At 66.8% G+C, this 18,431-nt stretch carries 12 protein-coding genes; 7 read left to right on the forward strand and 5 right to left on the reverse strand.

What is annotated here, in order from left to right:
* Window positions 1-2: 2 nt before the first annotated feature.
* From lgt to ABLE94_RS03840, 6 genes are all read left to right on the forward strand, one after another.
* On the forward strand, window positions 3-1,901 hold the full coding sequence (lgt, locus tag ABLE94_RS03815) for a prolipoprotein diacylglyceryl transferase (RefSeq protein ID WP_348808082.1): 1,899 nt from the start codon (window positions 3-5) through the stop codon (window positions 1,899-1,901).
* Window positions 1,902-2,154: 253 nt separating this feature from the next.
* Window positions 2,155-6,726 carry a glutamate synthase large subunit gene (gltB, locus tag ABLE94_RS03820; RefSeq protein WP_348804009.1) on the forward strand — a complete coding sequence of 1,524 codons (4,572 nt, stop codon included), beginning with the start codon at window positions 2,155-2,157 and terminating at the stop codon, window positions 6,724-6,726.
* The gene (locus ABLE94_RS03825; RefSeq protein WP_348804008.1) at window positions 6,719-8,224 is read left to right on the forward strand and encodes a glutamate synthase subunit beta; all 1,506 of its coding nucleotides are present in this window, start codon (window positions 6,719-6,721) and stop codon (window positions 8,222-8,224) included. Before gltB ends, ABLE94_RS03825 begins: the two co-directional genes overlap by 8 nt.
* Window positions 8,225-8,403: 179 nt before the next feature.
* Entirely contained in the window at window positions 8,404-9,837 is a 1,434-nt protein-coding gene (gene pyk, locus ABLE94_RS03830) for a pyruvate kinase (protein WP_348808083.1), read from the forward strand.
* An 814-nt stretch (window positions 9,838-10,651) separates the two neighbouring features.
* A complete protein-coding gene (locus ABLE94_RS03835) occupies window positions 10,652-11,530 on the forward strand; it encodes an acyl-CoA thioesterase (RefSeq protein WP_348808084.1) in 879 nt (292 codons plus the stop codon).
* A gap of 148 nt (window positions 11,531-11,678) precedes the next feature.
* Entirely contained in the window at window positions 11,679-13,511 is a 1,833-nt protein-coding gene (locus ABLE94_RS03840) for an AMP-dependent synthetase/ligase (RefSeq protein WP_348808085.1), read from the forward strand.
* Here ABLE94_RS03840 and ABLE94_RS03845 read toward each other — a convergent pair.
* The 3 genes from ABLE94_RS03845 to ABLE94_RS03855 form a co-directional block, all read right to left on the reverse strand.
* Entirely contained in the window at window positions 13,469-14,203 is a 735-nt protein-coding gene (locus ABLE94_RS03845) for a DUF998 domain-containing protein (protein WP_348804003.1), read from the reverse strand. The two genes, ABLE94_RS03840 and ABLE94_RS03845, sit on opposite strands and share 43 nt — an antisense overlap.
* 65 nt (window positions 14,204-14,268) lie before the next feature.
* Window positions 14,269-14,586, reverse strand: coding sequence for a Rossmann-fold NAD(P)-binding domain-containing protein (locus ABLE94_RS03850; protein WP_348804002.1), 318 nt, complete (start codon window positions 14,584-14,586; stop codon window positions 14,269-14,271).
* A 107-nt stretch (window positions 14,587-14,693) separates the two neighbouring features.
* Window positions 14,694-15,323: a TetR/AcrR family transcriptional regulator gene (locus ABLE94_RS03855; protein WP_348804001.1), complete on the reverse strand. Its 630-nt coding sequence runs from the start codon at window positions 15,321-15,323 to the stop codon at window positions 14,694-14,696.
* Between the two features lie 43 nt (window positions 15,324-15,366).
* Here ABLE94_RS03855 and ABLE94_RS03860 point away from each other — a divergent pair, with 43 nt between their 5' ends.
* Window positions 15,367-16,557, forward strand: coding sequence for an oxygenase MpaB family protein (locus tag ABLE94_RS03860; protein ID WP_348804000.1), 1,191 nt, complete (start codon window positions 15,367-15,369; stop codon window positions 16,555-16,557).
* A 9-nt stretch (window positions 16,558-16,566) separates the two neighbouring features.
* Here the strand turns inward: ABLE94_RS03860 and ABLE94_RS03865 are convergent, their stop codons facing one another.
* Together ABLE94_RS03865 and ABLE94_RS03870 are read right to left on the reverse strand one after the other, a co-directional pair.
* The gene (locus tag ABLE94_RS03865) at window positions 16,567-17,493 is read right to left on the reverse strand and encodes an MBL fold metallo-hydrolase (RefSeq protein WP_425476128.1); all 927 of its coding nucleotides are present in this window, start codon (window positions 17,491-17,493) and stop codon (window positions 16,567-16,569) included.
* 3 nt (window positions 17,494-17,496) lie between these two features.
* A complete protein-coding gene (locus tag ABLE94_RS03870) occupies window positions 17,497-18,315 on the reverse strand; it encodes an SDR family oxidoreductase (protein WP_348808086.1) in 819 nt (272 codons plus the stop codon).
* Window positions 18,316-18,431: the final 116 nt, after the last annotated feature.

Here is an 18,431-nt window from a genome sequence, read left to right on the forward strand (position 1 = left end):
GCGTGATCGCGCCGACAACGACGTTGCTCGCCTACATCCCGAGTCCACCGCAGGGTGTGTGGCATCTGGGCCCGGTCCCGGTACGTGCCTATGCGCTGTGCATCATCGTCGGCATCATCCTGGCCGTCTGGTGGGGGGACCGCCGGTGGATCGCGCGTGGGGGCCAGCCCGGTGAGGTCCTCGACGTCGCCATCTGGGCCGTCCCGTTCGGACTGATCGGCGGCCGGATCTATCACGTCCTCACCGATTGGCAGATCTATTTCGGCGACGGTGGGAAGTCTCCCATCGACACCCTGCGGATCTGGGACGGTGGTCTCGGAATCTGGGGTGCGGTGATCTTCGGTGCCCTGGGTGCCTGGATCGGGTGTCGCCGACACGGGATCAAGTTGCCGGCGTTCGGCGATGCGATCGCCCCACCGATCCTGCTCGCGCAGGCCATCGGTCGCCTCGGGAACTACTTCAATCAGGAGCTGTACGGACGCGACACGACCGTGCCGTGGGGCCTGGAGATCTTCGAGCGCTCCGACGGCTACCAGACCGGTCCCGGACTCATCAACGGCACCTCGACCGGTCAAGTGTACGCGATCGTCCATCCCACCTTCCTGTACGAGATGGTGTGGAATCTGCTGATCGTGCTGGCCCTGGTACTGATCGATCGCCAGTTCCGCATCGGCCACGGGCGTCTGTTCGCCCTGTACGTCGCCGGCTACTGCGCCGGCCGGTTCATCGTCGAGCTGCTGCGCTCGGACACCGTCTACACCTTCATCGCGGGAATCCGTATCAACGTCTTCACCTCGGCACTGCTGTTCGTGGCGGCCGCCATCTACTTCGTGGTGGCGACCAAGGGCCGTGAGCGCGGGCTGGAGATGTACCATGCGGACCGCGCCGAAGAACTCGAGGCGCTCGGCGCCGTCGGATACGTCGACGAGGACGAGGACGACGAGGTTCAGGACGGCGAGGTTCAGGAAGACGCCGAAGAGTTCGACGACGACGCCGAAGAGTTCGACGACGACGCCCAGACGACCGATGCCGGCGACGACGCGACGGATACCCAGGTGATCGCCAAGGGCCTGGAAGAGGCCGACGAGGACCGTGCCGTCGAGTCCGACACCGACAGCGCTCCCGAGGACGCCGACAGCGCTCAGTCCGACACTGACAGCGCTCCCGACACCACTGACAGCGCTCAGCCTGACACTGACAGCGCTCAGTCTGACGTTGACAGCGCTCGCGAGGACGTTGACGGCGCTCAGTCTGACGTTGACAGCGCTCAGTCTGACGCTGACAGCGCTCCCGACACCACTGACAGCGCTCCCGACACCACTGACAGCGCTCCCGACACCACTGACAGCGCTCCGGAGGACGTTGACAGCGCTCGCGAGGACGTTGACGGCGCTCAGTCTGACACTGACAGCGCTCCCGACGACGTTGACGGCGCTCAGTCTGACACTGACAGCGCTCCCGACGACGTTGACGGCGCTCAGTCCGACACTGACGGCGCTTCCGATGCCACCGAATCCGAGGCCGACGTGATCCACGTCGATGACCCGGTCGACGACTCGCAGATCATCGAGGGCACCGGTGAGGTCGCCGACGCCACTGCGTGGACCCCGGAAGCGGACGATTCCGAGAGTTCGAGCTCCGACGCCAATGTCGTCATCGTCGACGATCCCGTCGACGACTCCGAGATCATCGAGGGCACTGCCGAGGTCGCCGACGCGACGGCCTGGACACCGCCGGAATCGGATACCACCGGGCAGACGGAGACCGCCGCGGAGTCAGACGACGCGGGGGAGACAGAGACCGACGACCAGCCCACGGACGACGCGGACGACACGCCCGCCGCCTCGGCAGACGAGGTGGCCCCCGCCGAATCCGCGGACCGGCGCTCCTCCGACTCCTGACGACACTCGACTTCATCTGACGACGCTCGACTTCACCTGACGACGCCCGACTTCGGATGGCGTCCGACTTCACTGTCGGACAACGCCTGCCGCGCCGACTGCAACGAGCGCACCATCGCCGCGCGTCAGATAAGGTGGAGTCTCACCGTCTGCGGCAGCCCCATGTCCGCGAACGGCCACATTGCTCCACGGGCCAGCGCTGTCCCAAAGGACATCATGCATGCGATTCGACTCGAATCCAGTGGAGGTAGTGATGTTGTTTTCGGCGCTTCCGGCGAAGCAGGGACTGTACGACCCCGAGGCAGAGGTCGATTCATGCGGCGTGGCGATGGTCACCAACGTCCACGGACGTCGCTCTCACTCGATCGTCGCCGACGGCCTGCTGGCCCTGGAGAACCTGGAACACCGTGGAGCGGCGGGCGCCGAGGCGAACAGCGGTGACGGCGCGGGCATCCTGATTCAGCTACCCGACGAATTGTTGCGTGGCTCGGTCGATTTCGATCTGCCACCGGCCAACCCGGACGGTTCCAACACCTATGCGGCCGGCAACTGCTTCCTCCCCGCGGACCCGGCACTGCGCGAGATCGCGATGGCACGGGTCACCGATCTCGCCGCCGACGAGGGCATCACCGTGCTCGGATGGCGTGAACTGCCCGTCGATGTCGAAGGCGCGGACATCGGCGAGACCGCTGTCGGCTGCATGCCGTACATGGCGCAACTGTTCGTGACCGTGGAGCCGGCCATCGGGAGCCCCCGCCTGGGTGGCATCGACCTCGACCGCGCGATCTACCCGTTCCGCAAGCAGGCCGAACGCGTCACCGCCGACATCGAGGAAGCCGGCACCGGGCTGTATTTCCCGTCGCTGTCGAGCCGGACGATGGTCTACAAGGGCATGCTTACGACGATGCAGCTGCCGCTGTACTACCCCGATCTGCGCGACGAGCGGTGCATGAGCGCCATCGCCATCGTCCACTCGCGGTTCTCCACCAACACGTTCCCGTCGTGGCCACTCGCGCATCCGTTCCGCTTCGTCGCCCACAACGGTGAGATCAACACCGTCCGCGGCAACCGCAACCGCATGCGTGCCCGCGAAGCCCTGTTGGAAACCGATCTGATCCCCGGCGATCTCAAACGCGCCTTCCCGATCTGCACCCCCGAGGCGTCGGACTCGGCCTCCCTCGACGAGGTCCTCGAACTGCTGCATCTCGGTGGTCGCAGCGTGCCGCACGCGGTGATGCTGATGGTCCCCGAGGCGTGGGAGAACGTGCCGGTGATGGACCCCAAACGTCGCGCGTTCCTCCAGTTCAACGGGTCCCTGATGGAGGCGTGGGACGGACCGGCATGTGTCACCTTCACCGACGGCACGGTGGTCGGCGCGGTCCTCGACCGCAACGGCCTGCGCCCCGGCCGGTGGTGGCAGACCCGCGACGGCCGCGTGATCCTGGCCTCGGAGGCCGGGGTACTCGACGTGCCGGTCGACGACGTCGTCTCCAAGGGTCGCCTGGAGCCCGGCAAGATGTTCCTCGTCGACACCGCGCAGGGACGCATCATCCCCGACGAGGAGGTGAAGGGTGATCTGATCCACGCAGAGCCGTATGACGAGTGGCTGCACTCCGGCCTTCTCGACATCGCGACACTGCCGAGCCGGCCGGTGTACAAGCCCAACCACGACACCGTCGTGCGGCGTCAGGTCACCTTCGGCTACACCGAGGAGGACCTGCGGGTCCTGCTCACCCCGATGGCGGCCTCCGGCTACGAACCGCTCGGTTCGATGGGCACCGACACCCCGGTCGCGGTCATGTCGCAGCGGTCGCGGTTGCTCTACGACTACTTCGTCGAACTGTTCGCCCAGGTCACCAACCCGCCGTTGGACGCGATCCGCGAGGAGATCGTCACCTCGATGGCTCGCGTGATGGGACCCGAGCAGAATCTGCTCGATCCGACCGCCGCGTCGTGCCGGCAGATTCAGCTGCACTGGCCGGTCATCGACAACGACGACCTGGCCAAGCTCGTGCACATCAACGACGACGGCGACAATCCGGGCCTGTCGGCCAAGGTGCTGCACGGTCTCTACGAGGTGGCCGACGGCGGTCCGGGTCTGGCGGCCGCGTTGGAGGATCTGCGGACCCGGTCCTCGCAGGCGATCGCCGAGGGGCACCGCACGCTGGTCATCTCCGACCGTCACTCCGACCGTGAACACGCACCGATCCCGTCGCTGCTCGCGGTCTCGGCGGTGCACCACCACCTGGTCCGCACCAAGGAACGCACCAAGGTGGCGTTGGTCGTCGAGTCCGGTGACGCCCGCGAGGTCCACCACATCGCTCTGCTCATCGGTTTCGGTGCCGCCGCGGTCAATCCGTATCTGGCGCTGGAATCGATCGAGGATCTCATCACCGAGGGTGAACTCACCGGCGTCGCACCGCGCAAGGCGATCCGCAACTACATCGAGGCGCTCGGCAAGGGCGTGCTCAAGGTGATGAGCAAGATGGGGATCTCCACCATCAGCTCCTACACCGCATCCCAGGCATTCGAAGCGGTGGGCCTGTCCTCGGCCGTGGTCAAGGAATACTTCACCCGCACCGTGTCGCGCCTCGAGGGTGTCGGCCTCGACGAACTCGCCGAGGAGGTCCGCCTTCGACACCATCGCGCCTTCCCGGAGAACGCCACCGAGCAGGTCTATCGGCGTCTCGAGGTCGGCGGCGAGTATCAGTACCGGCGCGAGGGCGAACTGCACATGTTCACCCCCGAGACGGTGTTCCTGCTGCAGCACGCCACCAAGACCGGACGTGACGAGGTCTTCCAGGAATACTCCGACAAGGTCGACGCGCAGTCCCGCAAGGGCGGCACCCTGCGCGGCCTCTTCGAGTTCGATCTCGGCGCAAAGGATCCGATTCCGCTCGACGAGGTCGAACCGGTCGAAGAGATCATGAAGCGCTTCAACACCGGTGCCATGAGCTACGGATCGATCTCCGCCGAGGCGCACGAGACGATCGCGATCGCGATGAATCGCATTGGCGGACGGTCGAATTCCGGCGAGGGCGGCGAGGATGTGGACCGTCTCTACGATCCGGAACGACGCAGTGCCGTCAAGCAGGTCGCCTCCGGCCGGTTCGGAGTCACCAGCGATTACCTGATCAACGCCACCGACATCCAGATCAAGATGGCCCAGGGTGCGAAACCCGGTGAGGGTGGCCAGCTTCCGGCCTACAAGGTGTACCCGTGGATCGCCAAGACCCGGCACTCCACCCCCGGGGTCGCCCTGATCTCGCCGCCGCCGCATCACGACATCTACTCCATCGAGGATCTCGCCCAGCTGATCCACGACCTGAAGAACGCCAACTCCGATGCCCGCATCCACGTCAAGCTGGTGTCGGCCGTCGGTGTCGGCACCGTCGCGACCGGTGTGTCCAAGGCGCATGCCGACGTGGTGCTCATCTCCGGATACGACGGCGGCACCGGAGCGTCGCCGCTGACCTCGCTCAAGCACGCCGGTACGCCGTGGGAGATCGGTCTTGCCGACGCCCAGCAGACGTTGATGCTCAACGGATTACGTGACCGCATCACCGTGCAGTGCGACGGTGCGCTGCGCACCGGACGCGACGTCATCATGGCGGCGCTGCTCGGTGCCGAGGAGTACGGATTCTCCACCGCGCCGCTGATCGTCACCGGCTGCATCATGATGCGGGTCTGTCACCTCGACACCTGCCCGGTCGGAGTCGCGACGCAGAACCCCCAACTGCGTTCGCGTTTCACCGGTCAGGCCGAACACCTGGTCAACTTCTTCCGGTTCATCGCCGAGGACGTGCGCAAGTATCTGGCCCAGCTCGGCTACCGCACCCTCGACGAGGCCATCGGTCAGTCGCAGCGCCTGCACACCGATTCGGCTGTGGCGCACTGGAAGAGCAAGGGACTCGACCTGAGTCCGATCTTCCGTCGCATCGAGGACAAGGGCCCCACCCGTCGCGTCCGCGGTCAGGACCACGGCCTCGACAAGGCGCTCGACCAGACCATGATCCAGCTCGCCGAAGGTGCACTCGAGGACGCCCACCCGGTCACCCTCGAACTGCCGGTCCGCAACGTCAACCGCACCGTCGGCACCCTTCTCGGTGCGGAGGTCACCCGCCGTTATGGGGCCGAAGGTCTCTCCGAGGACACCATCACCGTCAAACTGACCGGCTCGGCGGGCCAGTCGCTCGGCGCCTTCCTGCCGCCGGGCGTCACCATCTCCCTCAGCGGCGACACCAATGACTACGTCGGAAAGGGACTGTGCGGCGGCAAGATCGTCGTCGCACCCGACCCCGAGGCGTGGTTCATCGCCGAGGATCAGGTGATCGCAGGCAACACCATCCTCTACGGCGCCACGTCGGGCGAGGTGTACCTGCGCGGCAAGGTCGGGGAGCGGTTCTCGGTGCGCAACTCGGGTGCAACCGCGGTCGTCGAAGGCGTCGGCGACCACGCCTGTGAGTACATGACCGGCGGACGGGTGGTCATTCTCGGCGCGACCGGACGCAACATGGCCGCCGGAATGTCGGGCGGTATCGCCTTCGTCTACGACCTCGATCCGTCGAAGGTCAACATGGCGATGGTCGAGTTGATGCGGCCCGACCCCGACGACCTGCAGTGGTTGCACGAACACATCGCCAAACACACCGAACTCACCGGTTCGGCGATCGGCGCCTCGATGCTGGCGGACTGGCCGCGCCGATGCCTGGCCTTCACCAAGGTCATGCCGACCGATTACAAACGTGTCCTCGACGCGGCCCGCATGGCCGAAGCCGAAGGGCGCGACGTTGATTCAGCGATCATGGAGGCGGCTCGTGGCTGACCCACGCGGATTCCTGGAAATCTCGAAGAAGGAAGCGAAGTATCGGCCCGTCGCCGAACGCGTACAGGACTGGGGCGATGTCTACGAACACGCCGACAACCCGCTGAAGGTGCTCGCCGAGGTGAGTGATCAGGCGCGGCGTTGCATGGACTGCGGAATCCCGTTCTGCCACTCGGGAACCGCGGGCTGCCCCCTGGGCAATCTCATCCCGGAATGGAACGACCTGGTTCGTCGTGGTCGCTGGGACGCGGCCAGCGCACGCCTGCACGCCACCAACAACTTCCCCGAGTTCACCGGCATGGTGTGCCCGGCGCCGTGCGAGGCGGCCTGCGTGCTGTCCATCTCGGAGCCGACCACCGGCGGCAGTGTCACCATCAAGCGAGTCGAGAAGACCATCGCCCACGAGTCCTGGGCCGAAGGCATCATCGGGCCAGAGCCGCCGGCGATCAAGACCGGCAAGTCCGTGGCCGTCGTCGGTTCCGGACCCGCCGGACTCGCCGCCGCCCAGCAGCTGACCCGCGCCGGTCACGACGTCACCGTGTACGAACGTGACGACCGGATCGGCGGCCTGCTGCGTTACGGCATCCCGGAGTACAAGCTGCAGAAGTCCGACATCGACCGACGCGTCGCCCAGATGCGCGCGGAGGGAACCGAATTCGTCACCAGCTGCGGCGTCGGGACCGACCTGAGCGTCGCCGACCTCCGTGCCAGGCACGACGCGGTGGTCCTCGCCATCGGTGCGATGGCCGCGCGCGACAACCCGGTACCCGGTCGCGAACTCAACGGCGTCCACCTGGCGATGGAGCACCTCGTGCCCGCCAACCGCGAATGCGAGGGCGACGGACCGTCGCCGATCACCGCCAAGGGCAAGCACGTGGTGATCATCGGTGGCGGCGACACCGGTGCCGACTGCCTCGGCACCGCGCACCGCCAGGGCGCGGCCTCGGTGGTGCAGTTGGACTACAACCCCGAACTGCCCTCCGATCGCGACGACACCCGCTCGCCGTGGCCCACCTGGCCGCTCATCATGCGCACCTCCAGTGCCCACGCCGAAGGCGGCGACCGCAAGTATCAGGTTGCGGTGCAACGCTTCCTGGGTGACGCCGACGGTAACGTGACCACCATGGTCCTCGCCGAGGTCGAGGTCGTCCGCGAGGCCGACGGCCGGCGCGTCATCACCCCGGTCAGCGAGGAGTTCGAAATCCCCTGTGAATTGGCGCTTTTCGCCATCGGATTCGCCGGAGTCGAGCGAGGACCACTGCTCGACGACCTGCAGATCGAACCCAACCGCCGTGGTGCCCTGTCCTGCGGAAGTGACTGGCAGACCGACGCACCCGGCGTCTTCGTGTGCGGAGACGCCCACCGCGGCGCATCCCTGGTCGTGTGGGCCATCGCCGAAGGACGCTCGGTGGCACGATCGGTGGACGAATTCCTCATGGGCGCCTCCGACCTGCCGTCGCCGGTTCGGCCGGCCGCACTACCCCTGTCGGTGCGCTGACCGGGGAGCTGCTCAGACCTCACACTGCGGCACGCCCGGCCGCGGTGTGAGGTCATGAACACAATGAACCGTTGCCACCGGCGATGACCTCGGGCCCCGCCCGAACGCCGAGTGGCGGGGTGATGACGAGTCGTCACTTCCCATAGAGAAGCCACCACGACGGGACTAAGGTGATCACCGTGACACGCCGTACCAAGATCGTTTGCACCCTGGGCCCCGCGACCAACAGCGAGGAGCGTCTCAAAGAACTCGTCGAAGCGGGAATGGACGTGGCGCGACTGAACTTCAGTCACGGCAGCCACGACGATCACCGGGTGGTCTACGACCGCGTCCGCCGCGCCAGCGACTCCGTCGAGAAGGCCGTCGGCATCCTCGCCGACCTCCAGGGCCCGAAGATCCGCCTCGGGAAATTCGTCGACGACGGAGCCCTCAACGGCGAGGTGATGTGGGCGACCGGTGAAGAAGTCCGGATCACCGTCGACGACATCCTCGGCACCCACGACCGCGTATCCACGACCTACAAAGAACTCGCCCTCGACGCCCAGGTCGGCGACCGACTCCTCGTCGACGACGGCAAGGTCGGACTGTCGGTCACCGCGATCGACGGCAACGACGTCGTCTGCACCGTCACCGAAGGCGGGCCCGTCAGCAACAACAAGGGCCTCAACCTCCCCGGCGTCAAGACATCGATCCCCGCGCTCAGCGACAAAGACATCAGCGACCTCGAATTCGCACTCACCCTCGGCGTCGACCTCGTCGCACTGTCCTTCGTCCGCGGACCCGCCGACATCGAACTCGTCCACGAAGTGATGTACCGCGTCGGCCGACGCGTCCCCGTGATCGCCAAACTCGAAAAGCCGGAAGCCGTCGACAATCTCGAAGCCATCGTCCTGGCCTTCGACGGCGTCATGGTCGCCCGCGGTGACCTCGGCGTCGAACTTCCCCTCGAACAAGTGCCACTCGTCCAGAAACGCGCCATCCAGATGGCACGCGAGAACGCCAAACCGGTCATCGTCGCAACCCAGATGCTCGACTCGATGATCGAGAACTCACGCCCCACCCGCGCCGAGGCCTCCGACGTCGCCAACGCCGTCCTCGACGGCGCCGACGCCGTCATGCTCTCCGGCGAGACCTCGGTCGGCAAATGGCCCATCGAAACCGTGCAGACGATGACCCGCATCTGCAAGGCCGTCGAAGGCGGATCCCGAGACGTACCACCCCTCTCACACGTCCCCCGCACCAAACGCGGCATCATCTCCTACGCCGCCCGCGACATCGGCGAACGCCTCGAAGTCAAGGCCATGGTCGCCTTCACCCAATCCGGCGACACCGTCAAACGCCTCGCCCGCCTCCACTCCCGCCTACCCCTCCTGGCCTTCACCCCGACCCAAGCGGTGCGATCCCAACTCGCCCTCAGCTGGGGAACCGAAACATTCATCGTCGACCACGTCGACACCACCGACCACATGATCGACCAAGTCGACCACCAACTGCTCCGCATCGGACGCCTCAACGTCGGCGACGTCGTCGTCATCGTCGCCGGCGCCCCACCCGGAACCGTCGGATCGACCAACATGATCCACGTCCACCGAATCGGCGAACAGGACCACTGAGTTGTTGGCGCCGGCTCCGCCGGCGCGTGCCCGGCGGGCTGGCAGCACCGCGTCTTCCTCCTCATCGCGGTGCTGGTTGGCGCCGGCTCCGCCGGCGCGTGCTCACCGGGCTGAAGCACCCTGCCTTCCTCCTCATCGCATTGTCGCTTCGCTCCTCGCTCTTCGTCGTGCAGGCAGGGCGCGCCCGGTGAGCTGTGTTTGTTGGCGCGGACTCCGTCCGCGCGTGCCCGGCGGGCCGGCAGCACCGCGTCTTCCTCCTCATCGCGGTGCTGGTTGGCGCCGGCTCCGCCGTCGCGTGCTCACCGGGCCAAAGCACCCTGCCTTCCTCCTCATCGCATTGTCGCTTCGCTCCTCGCTCTTCGTCGTGCAGGCAGGGCGCGCCCGGTGAGCTGTGTTTGTTGGCGCGGACTCCGTCCGCGCGTGCCCGGCGGGCCGGCAGCACCGCGTCTTCCTCCTCATCGCGGTGCTGGTTGGCGCCGGCTCCGCCGTCGCGTGCTCACCGGGCCAAAGCACCCTGCCTTCCTCCTCATCGCATTGTCGCTTCGCTCCTCGCTCTTCGTCGTGCAGGCAGGGCGCGCCCGGTGAGCGTGGTGGTTCAGCGGTGGGCGAGTAGCGCTCCTCGCTCTTCGTCGTGCAGGCAGGGCGCGCCCGGTGAGTGTGGTGGGTGCGGTGCCCATTTCTGGCCATTTCCGAAGTATCCACTTCGCGTGACCTGCGGTTTTCCCGACGGATCGGCGTTCTAGGTGCCAGAAATGGGCAAGGTCGGGGCGGCCTGGGGTCGGTGGCCCCGTCTTCACGTCCTAGGCTTGAGGTCATGACTGCGGAAGTGGCCGGTGACCTCGGCAAGCTGCTCCAACTGCTCGATGTCGAGCAACGCGACGAGAACCTCTTCATCGGCCAGCACCCGGAACAGAAGACCGCGCGTACCTTCGGTGGGCAGATGCTCGGGCAAGGCGTGGTCGCGGCGGCGCGCACCCTCACCCGCGGCAACCCGCCCGTGCACGCCCTGCACGCGCACTTCATCCGCGGTGGTGACGTCAACCAGCCGATGGAGTATCACGTCGACCGTTTCCGCGACGGCAAGTCCTTCGCCAACCGGCAGGTGACCGCAAAGCAGAACGACGAAGAGATCTTCACGATGCTGGTGGCCTTCCAGGACAACACTGCCGGACTCGAACACGCCGTGGAGATCCCGCAGGTGCCCTACCCGGAGGAATTGCCCACTCTCGGTGAGCATTTCAAGGGTTTCGAGGATCGAATCGCGACCTTCGTCGACGCTCTGCACCCCATCGACATCCGCTTCGCCAACGACCCGTCCTGGAAGATGCGCGAAGCCGGGGAGACCCTGCGCGACAACCGCGTCTGGATGAAGACCGACGGCGTGATGCCCGACGACCCGATCATGCACGTCGCCGCAATGTGCTACGCCTCCGACACCACCGTGCTCGACTCCATCATCACCACCCACGGACTGTCCTGGGGCATCGACCGCCTGTTCGCGGCGACCGTCAACCATTCGATGTGGTTCCACCGCGACTTCCGCTTCGACGAATGGATGCTCTACGCCACTCGCTCACCGGTGGCCACAGGATCCCGTGGCATGGGTTCCGGACGGTTCTGGATGCGCGACGGCACCCTGGCCACGTCGGTCGTGCAGGAGGCCCTGATCAAGTACTTCCCGCCCAAGAAGTAAGCACCCCACCAGCGGAACCCGCCAGGTGGCACAGTTCCACCTGCGGTTTTTACCTTTGCATTACCAAATCGGCCGAAGCCTCCAGAAACCGCGCGCGGCTGGTTAGTGTGATGGGCAACACTGCCGGCCTGCCTTCTGGGGGAACACCATGTCCGAGTACGAAACGATCACCTTTCCGCACGAGAGCGGCACCGACGTGGCGACCCTGCCCGCGGCGTTCCAGGCCTCGATCGCGCTGCACCCCACCAAGGTTGCACTGCGCACGGTCGGCGGGATCACCGAGATCAGCTGGGCCGAATACGGACGACGGGTCGAGGCCATCGCACGCGGTCTCGCCGCCGTGGGTGTGGCCCGCGGCGACACCGTCGGCATCATGCTCACCAACCGGCCCGAGTTCCACCTCGTCGACACCGCGGCCCTGCACCTGGGGGCCATCCCGTTCTCGATCTACAACACGAGTTCGCCCGACCAGATCGAGTACCTCTTCGGCAACGCCGAGAACCGCATCGTCATCACCGAGCAGGTGTTCCTGCCGGCGATCAAGGCGGCCAGCACCTCCGTGGACACCATCGTCGTGGTCGACGGTCCGGCCGGCGGTGCGATCACCCTCGACGACCTGGAGGGGTCGGGTTCGGCGGACTTCGATTTCACCGCGGCGTGGCAGGCGGTACAACCCGAGGACCTCGCGACACTCATCTACACCTCGGGAACAACCGGTCCGCCCAAGGGCGTGGAGATCACCCATCGCAACATCATCGCCGAACTCGCTTCTCTCGCAGAGGTTGTCGACGTCGGATTCGACGATCGGGTGATCTCGTATCTGCCGGCAGCACACATCGCCGACAGGGTGTCCTCGCACGCGGCCAACATGGCCCGCGGAATCCAGGTGACCACCGTCGCAGATCCCCGCGAGATCGCCGCGGCGCTACCCGAGGTGCGTCCGACCTTCTTCTTCGGTGTCCCGCGCGTCTGGCAGAAGATCCGCGCCGGGATCGAGGCCAAGCTGGCCGAGGAGACGAGCCCGATCAAGAAGAACCTCGGCGCCTGGGCGGTCGCGCGGGGAGCGGCCGCGGCCCAGGCACAACTGGACGGCACCTCCCAGGGGGTCGTCGCCGGACTGCAACACGGGCTCGCCGACAAACTGGTGCTTCAGAAGGTCCGCGCGGCCATCGGCATGGATCAGATCACCTTCGCCGGGTCGGGTGCGGCGGCCATCCCGGCCGAGGTGTTGCAGTTCTTCCTGGGGCTGGGTATCCCGGTGCTCGAGGTGTGGGGCATGTCGGAGACCACCGGTGTCTCCACGATGACCACCCCCGACGACATGGCGATCGGTACCGTCGGCAAGCCGGTGTCGGGTGTCGAGGTGAAACTCGCCGACGACGGGGAACTGCTCATCCGCGGTCCCGTGGTGATGCGGGGCTATCGTAAACAGCCCGACAAGACCGCCGAGAGCATCGACGCCGACGGTTGGCTCGCCACCGGCGACATCGCCGAGATCGACGGCGCCGGCCACGTCAGGATCGTCGACCGCAAGAAGGAACTGATCATCAACGAGGCCGGAAAGAACATGTCGCCGACCAACATCGAGAATGCGATGAAGGCGGCGTCGTCACTGATCGGTCAGGTGGTCGCCATCGGCGACGCCAAACCGTTCGTCTCCGCGCTCGTCGTTCTCGATCCCGACGCCGCCGCGGCCCGTGCGAAGGCGCTGAACATGCCCGACGCCGACATCGCCGCGTTGTCGTCGCACCCGAGGGTGGTCGAGGAGGTGGTGACCGCCGTCCGGACCGGGAACGGAAAACTGTCCCGCGTCGAGCAGGTGAAGCGACTCACCATCGTCCCGGCCGCGTGGGAGCCGGGTGGCGCCGAACTGACCCCGACGATGAAGCTGCGACGCAAGCCGATCGCCGACAAGTACGCCGAGCACATCGAGTTGCTCTACGCCACCGACTCCGATCCGAGCGTCATCGACCTACGGTGACCGCTGTCCCGAGACCAGCGGCGCTGACCAGCCACGGCGACACCCCACAGCACCAGGAACAGTGACATCCCACCGACCTGGATGCGCTGTGCCAGGCCGAGCCGGAAATCCCCGTGGGCGTCGTCGGCGGCGAGCATCCACACCGTCGCGACGGAAATCGTCACCAGCACCGCGAGTCCCCACACGCGCAGCACCGGCCAGTGGCCCTCGCGCCACGCCGAGACCACCGCCAGGATCATCGCGGCGAAGATCGCGAACACCGCCACGGTGCTGGTCAAGGCGTGGACGTGGTGAAGCTGCGGGAGCAGACCACTGGGCTCGGACGGGCAGTTGGGGTCGACATTCGGGATGCACTCGATCGGTGAGAGCGCGTCGGTGATGGTCGCGACACCGAAGACGGCGAGGGCGGCCACCGCGCCGCGTCCGTAGCGTCCGGTGACCGCCGGACGCGGTATCCACAGCAAACCCGCGGCGAGCAGCGCACAGCAACTGGTGGTGATGTCGCCGGCGATGTAGACGTTCCGGTGCGGTCGATGGGCGGCGTCGAGTTCGCTGAGGAAGCTGCGCAGCGGATCCAGCGGTGAGGCCCAGAAGAACTCCAGAACCCACGACGAGTAGCAGATGCCCGCCGCGGCGATGAGGACTCCCGCAATGACCAGTCGCATCGTGGAAGGCACCCGAGAGATCGGCATTCGGCCAGATTAGGCGATCGCGCCGATCGGGTGGCCACGGCGGGGTTCCGCGCGGTCAGCGCACCTCAGGCCACCCGGCGATCGGCGGCCTCGACGTCGCGGAGTTGGCCCGCGGGGTCGACGACCATGATGACCGGCCCCATCCGGTCGGTGGCGCGTTCGATGAGCGAGTCGATCTGGGTGGGATCCGACGGATCGCAGACGACCGTCCAGACCCGATCGTGGACGCCGGCGTCGATGTAGGGGACGAGGTCGTGCGCGTTGCGGCCGGTGACGACCAGGTTGCGGTGTGATCGCAGGACCTGATCGATGATCGTGTTCGCACGGAGGGAGCCGTCGGTGACGACGAGGACGGTGTCGGTGTGGTGGCGTGTGCTGTGCATATCTCTCAGTTCACGGCGTGGTGCTGGGCCGTGGCCGTGACGACCCTGGCAGTTGGCTGCAGGTTGTCCGCGCTCCCGTGTGGCCCGGTGTGGCGGGGGACTGGTACTCAGACGTCGAACGCGGCCAACAACATTCGTGACGTTGTGGCGATCAGTCGGTCCCGGTCCGCGGTGGGTGGGCGCAGCAGCGCGACACGCAAGCACAGACTTGCCGTTGCGCCCATCGTGATGAACACCAACTCGTCGATCTCCTCGGTGGACAGGTCGGGGCGCAGGCGCATCGGCAGGATGCGTGCCAGTGGTATCAGCGGTGCCTCGATCTCCGACCAGGCCGACCCAAACTCGGAGTCGTCGCCGGTCACCGAGGCGCGCACTACCGGTGCGTGACGCTCGAACGAAGAAGTGAGGCTTTTCACCACGGCGGTGATCGCCGCCCGGGGTTCCTCGTTCATCGCGACCGCGATCGCGGTTGCGAGGTCGGTTCCGATCTGTTGGATCGCCTCGTGTCGGAGGTCGAAGAGGATGTCGTTGAAATCGGCGAAATACCGGTACACCGTGCCGATGCTGACGTCGCATCGATCGGCGATGTCCTGCGTCGATGGCAATCCCTCGGGACGATCGCGCAGCAGTGCGGTGGTGGCGTCGAGGAGTCGTCGGCGCATCTGCACCGCTCGCTGCTGACGCGGGGCGATGCGCTTGCGTTCCGGACGTCGATTGCCGGTGCCTGCGACGGTCATAACATGAATAGTAAGTGAGGAATCCTCGTGTTTGGATGATGGCATGACATCTGTGCCACCCACCGACCTGGTGAACGCCTCCCGCGCGCGTCTGCAGTACGGCGTCGCGGGCGACACCTGGATCGACGCCATGTGGCGTGCCGATGACCGCGCCGATGCGGTGGCCGGCATGCAGGATCCGGCCGGCCGGTCAGGTTTCGCGCTGCTGGCGACCGCGCTTGCCGACGGCATCGACGCGGTCACCGAACCGCCCACCGAACTCATCGACCTGTTCACCTCGCTCGACACCGAACCGGACTGGCTCGAGCACGACCGGTGCGACCGGGCCGCCGACAGTCTGGTCCGGCACTTCCCTGCGATGGCCATCGTGCTCGCGGCCGCATCTCTGCTGCGCGGGGCGGGCAACGGCATCGCCGGAAAACCGTTGGCGCTCACCGGGCGATACGGCACGATGCCCGGTGTGCGGTCGGTGGAGGTGGGTGAGTGGCTCCGACGTGTACTCACCCCCGGTGGAATGCGCCGTGACGGTGAGGGATTCGCCTACACGGTGCGCGTGCGGATGATTCACGCGCACGTCCGCAAACACCTGCTGCGCACCGGGGGGTGGGATCACGACGCGTGGGGTGTGCCGATCCCGCAGCCGTATATGGCCTTCACCCTCGCCGAGTTCGGCCACATCGCGATCGAGGCGATGGAATCGCTCGGCGTGCGGTTCACCGACACCGAACTCAACGACATCTATCACCTCTGGCGCTACGTCGGTCACGTGATCGGCATGGACGACGATCTGAATCCGACGTGCGCGGCCGATCATCGCCGCATCGAGGAGCTGTACCGACTGACCTCGCCGGGCCCCGACGAGTACGACCGCGAGTTCGTCGCCGCCCTCAACGCCGACTACCTGGTCCCGGAGTTCGCGAACACGTTGAAGCTCCCTGAACGCCTTCGTCTTCCGGTCGCCACCGCTCTCATCGAAGGATATGAGCGGGTATTCCTCGGCGATCACGACGCCGACGCCCTCCAGATCGCCGACCGCCGGGTCAAACACCTCCTGCCCCGGCTCTCGCCACTGCTCCGATTGGTCGGGCGCGCGCAGGTCCGCCGGGCCGGCGGCCTCGAGGCCTTCACCGCGCAGGCCTACGCCGAGCGCGATGTCGAGATGTCGCGTATGCGTGCGGCCTACGGGATGACCCACGACATGGTCGACACCGCTCCCCAGGAGCAACCGGCCTAGCCGGTGACCCTACATCCGGCGGTATCGGCCGGGTTCGGCCTCGTCGACCGCGCCGACTCCGATGAGCCGCTCCAGATGCAGTGTGGCCGTGCGGCGTTCGACGGCGTTGACCCATGGTGCGTCGACGTGGGGGCGATACACGAGTCGGTGGGCGACGATCTCGTCGAAGGTGCGGGGTTCGGCGAGGAACTCCACGAGTCGCGCCTCACGTTCGAGGATGCGGGAGCGGTACGCGGCCAGCCGGGTGGCGAACTCCGCGCGACCGGTGACCACGCCCTTGTGGTGAAACGTCCCGTACCAGCGGGCATCGATCTCGCCGACGCGGTCGATCGAGGTCAGGAAATCGTCGACGCTCGACCCCACGTCGCCGTACATGGGACCGAACGACGTGAGATCGATGTCGGCGAGGTAGAGAAACCCGTCGGGTTCGATGAGCACCCCGCAGTGCCCGGCGGTGTGGCCGGGAAGGTGGATGACGGTCGCGATGTGATCGCCGAGGTCGAAGGTGTGACCGGCATCGATGCCGATCACCCCGGGACGCTCGGCGGGCAGACCATAATCGGTGACCAGCGCATCCGACATGGCGTCGAGTTCGTCGGGTTCGAGCCCGTAGCCGGCGATGAGCACCTCCAGCGACCCGACGGCGGGCGCGTCGAGATCGTGGGCGTAGGTGTCCGCGTCGAAGTGACGCAACCCCGCGATGTGGTCCTCGTGGGCGTGACTGATCAAGACGGCGTCCGCGCCGACCGGATCGCGATCGAGCGCCAGCGACGGGTCGATGACGAGGGTGCCCTCCGACCCGCGGACGACGACGCTGTTGCCGTACGGCACCACGCCACCGTTGGCCGCGGTGAGAACCGTGACGGTGCCGTAGTGCTGCTCGGCGAACGGTACGTCGGTGGGCGCTGTGTCGGTGGGCGGTGTCGGGGTGGGCACGGTTCAGCCCTGGGTTCCGATCGTGGCGACGACGCCGCCATCGACCAGCAGGTCGGTCCCGGTGACGAACGACGAGTCCGGGCCGAGCAGAAACGCCGCCGCGGCGGCGATGTCGTCGGCGGTGCCGACACGCCCGGTCCCTGATGAGGCGATCATCGCGCGCATCGCTTCGCCGCTGGGGCCGGCGAGTTCTTCCTGACCCATGGCGGTGGCGATCACACCGGGGGAGATGCTGTTGATCCGGGCGCCGCGCGCACCCCAGGTCCGGGCGGCGGCGCGCACTCGAATGTGGTTGGCCTGCTTGGCGATTCCGTAGGCCAGGGCCGGATTGGTGCGCACCTCGCCGCCGAGGGTGGGCAGATTCAGCAGGTCGGCGACGGCGGTGGTGGCCAGAGCGGTGACCTGATCCGCCGGGAGCGGCGGGAACATGTGCCCGGCCATGCTCGCGATCACCACGCCGGTACCGCCGGACGCGATCACGCCTCCGAACGCCTCGAGCGACGCGGCGACACCGAGCAGATCGACGTGGAGGATCGCCTCCGCGGAGGCCTGCACCGGCGAGAGACCCGCGGTGTGCACCACCTGTGTGACCGAACCGAGTCCGGTCGCCTGCTCGACCAGGGCCGACACCGAATCGGTCGACGACACGTCGACCGGATGGCCGCTGACGTCGAATCCCTCCGCTTTCAGCGTCGCCACGTGCGCGTCGAGGGCGGTCTCGTTGAAGTCCGAGAGCAGCACGCGTCGGCCGCCACCCTGTCGTCGGGCGATCGCCATGCCCATCCCGCCGGTTCCGACAATGACGACGACATCTCGTTGCATGACAGCCCTTCATTTCGATGATTCTCGATGACGAGAAATCTTCCCGGCGACGGCGACGATGTCAAGGACGTGACGTCCGGTGCCGCCCACCTGCGCCGAGTCGGCACGTAGGCTGT

The sequence above is a fragment of the Gordonia sp. VNK1 genome (assembly GCF_040049135.1).
In the GTDB taxonomy this organism is placed as follows: Bacteria; Actinomycetota; Actinomycetes; order Mycobacteriales; family Mycobacteriaceae; genus Gordonia; species Gordonia oleivorans.

Excerpts from the sequence above, each read along its gene's own strand:
- gltB (WP_348804009.1), top strand. The coding sequence starts at position 2,155 with ATGTTGTTTTCGGCGCTTCCGGCGAAGCAGGGACTGTACGACCCCGAG.
- ABLE94_RS03835 (WP_348808084.1), top strand. The coding sequence starts at position 10,652 with ATGACTGCGGAAGTGGCCGGTGACCTCGGCAAGCTGCTCCAACTGCTC.
- ABLE94_RS03840 (WP_348808085.1), top strand. The coding sequence starts at position 11,679 with ATGTCCGAGTACGAAACGATCACCTTTCCGCACGAGAGCGGCACCGAC.
- ABLE94_RS03845 (WP_348804003.1), bottom strand. The coding sequence starts at position 14,203 with ATGCCGATCTCTCGGGTGCCTTCCACGATGCGACTGGTCATTGCGGGA.
- ABLE94_RS03850 (WP_348804002.1), bottom strand. The coding sequence starts at position 14,586 with ATGCACAGCACACGCCACCACACCGACACCGTCCTCGTCGTCACCGAC.
- ABLE94_RS03855 (WP_348804001.1), bottom strand. The coding sequence starts at position 15,323 with ATGACCGTCGCAGGCACCGGCAATCGACGTCCGGAACGCAAGCGCATC.
- ABLE94_RS03860 (WP_348804000.1), top strand. The coding sequence starts at position 15,367 with ATGACATCTGTGCCACCCACCGACCTGGTGAACGCCTCCCGCGCGCGT.
- ABLE94_RS03870 (WP_348808086.1), bottom strand. The coding sequence starts at position 18,315 with ATGCAACGAGATGTCGTCGTCATTGTCGGAACCGGCGGGATGGGCATG.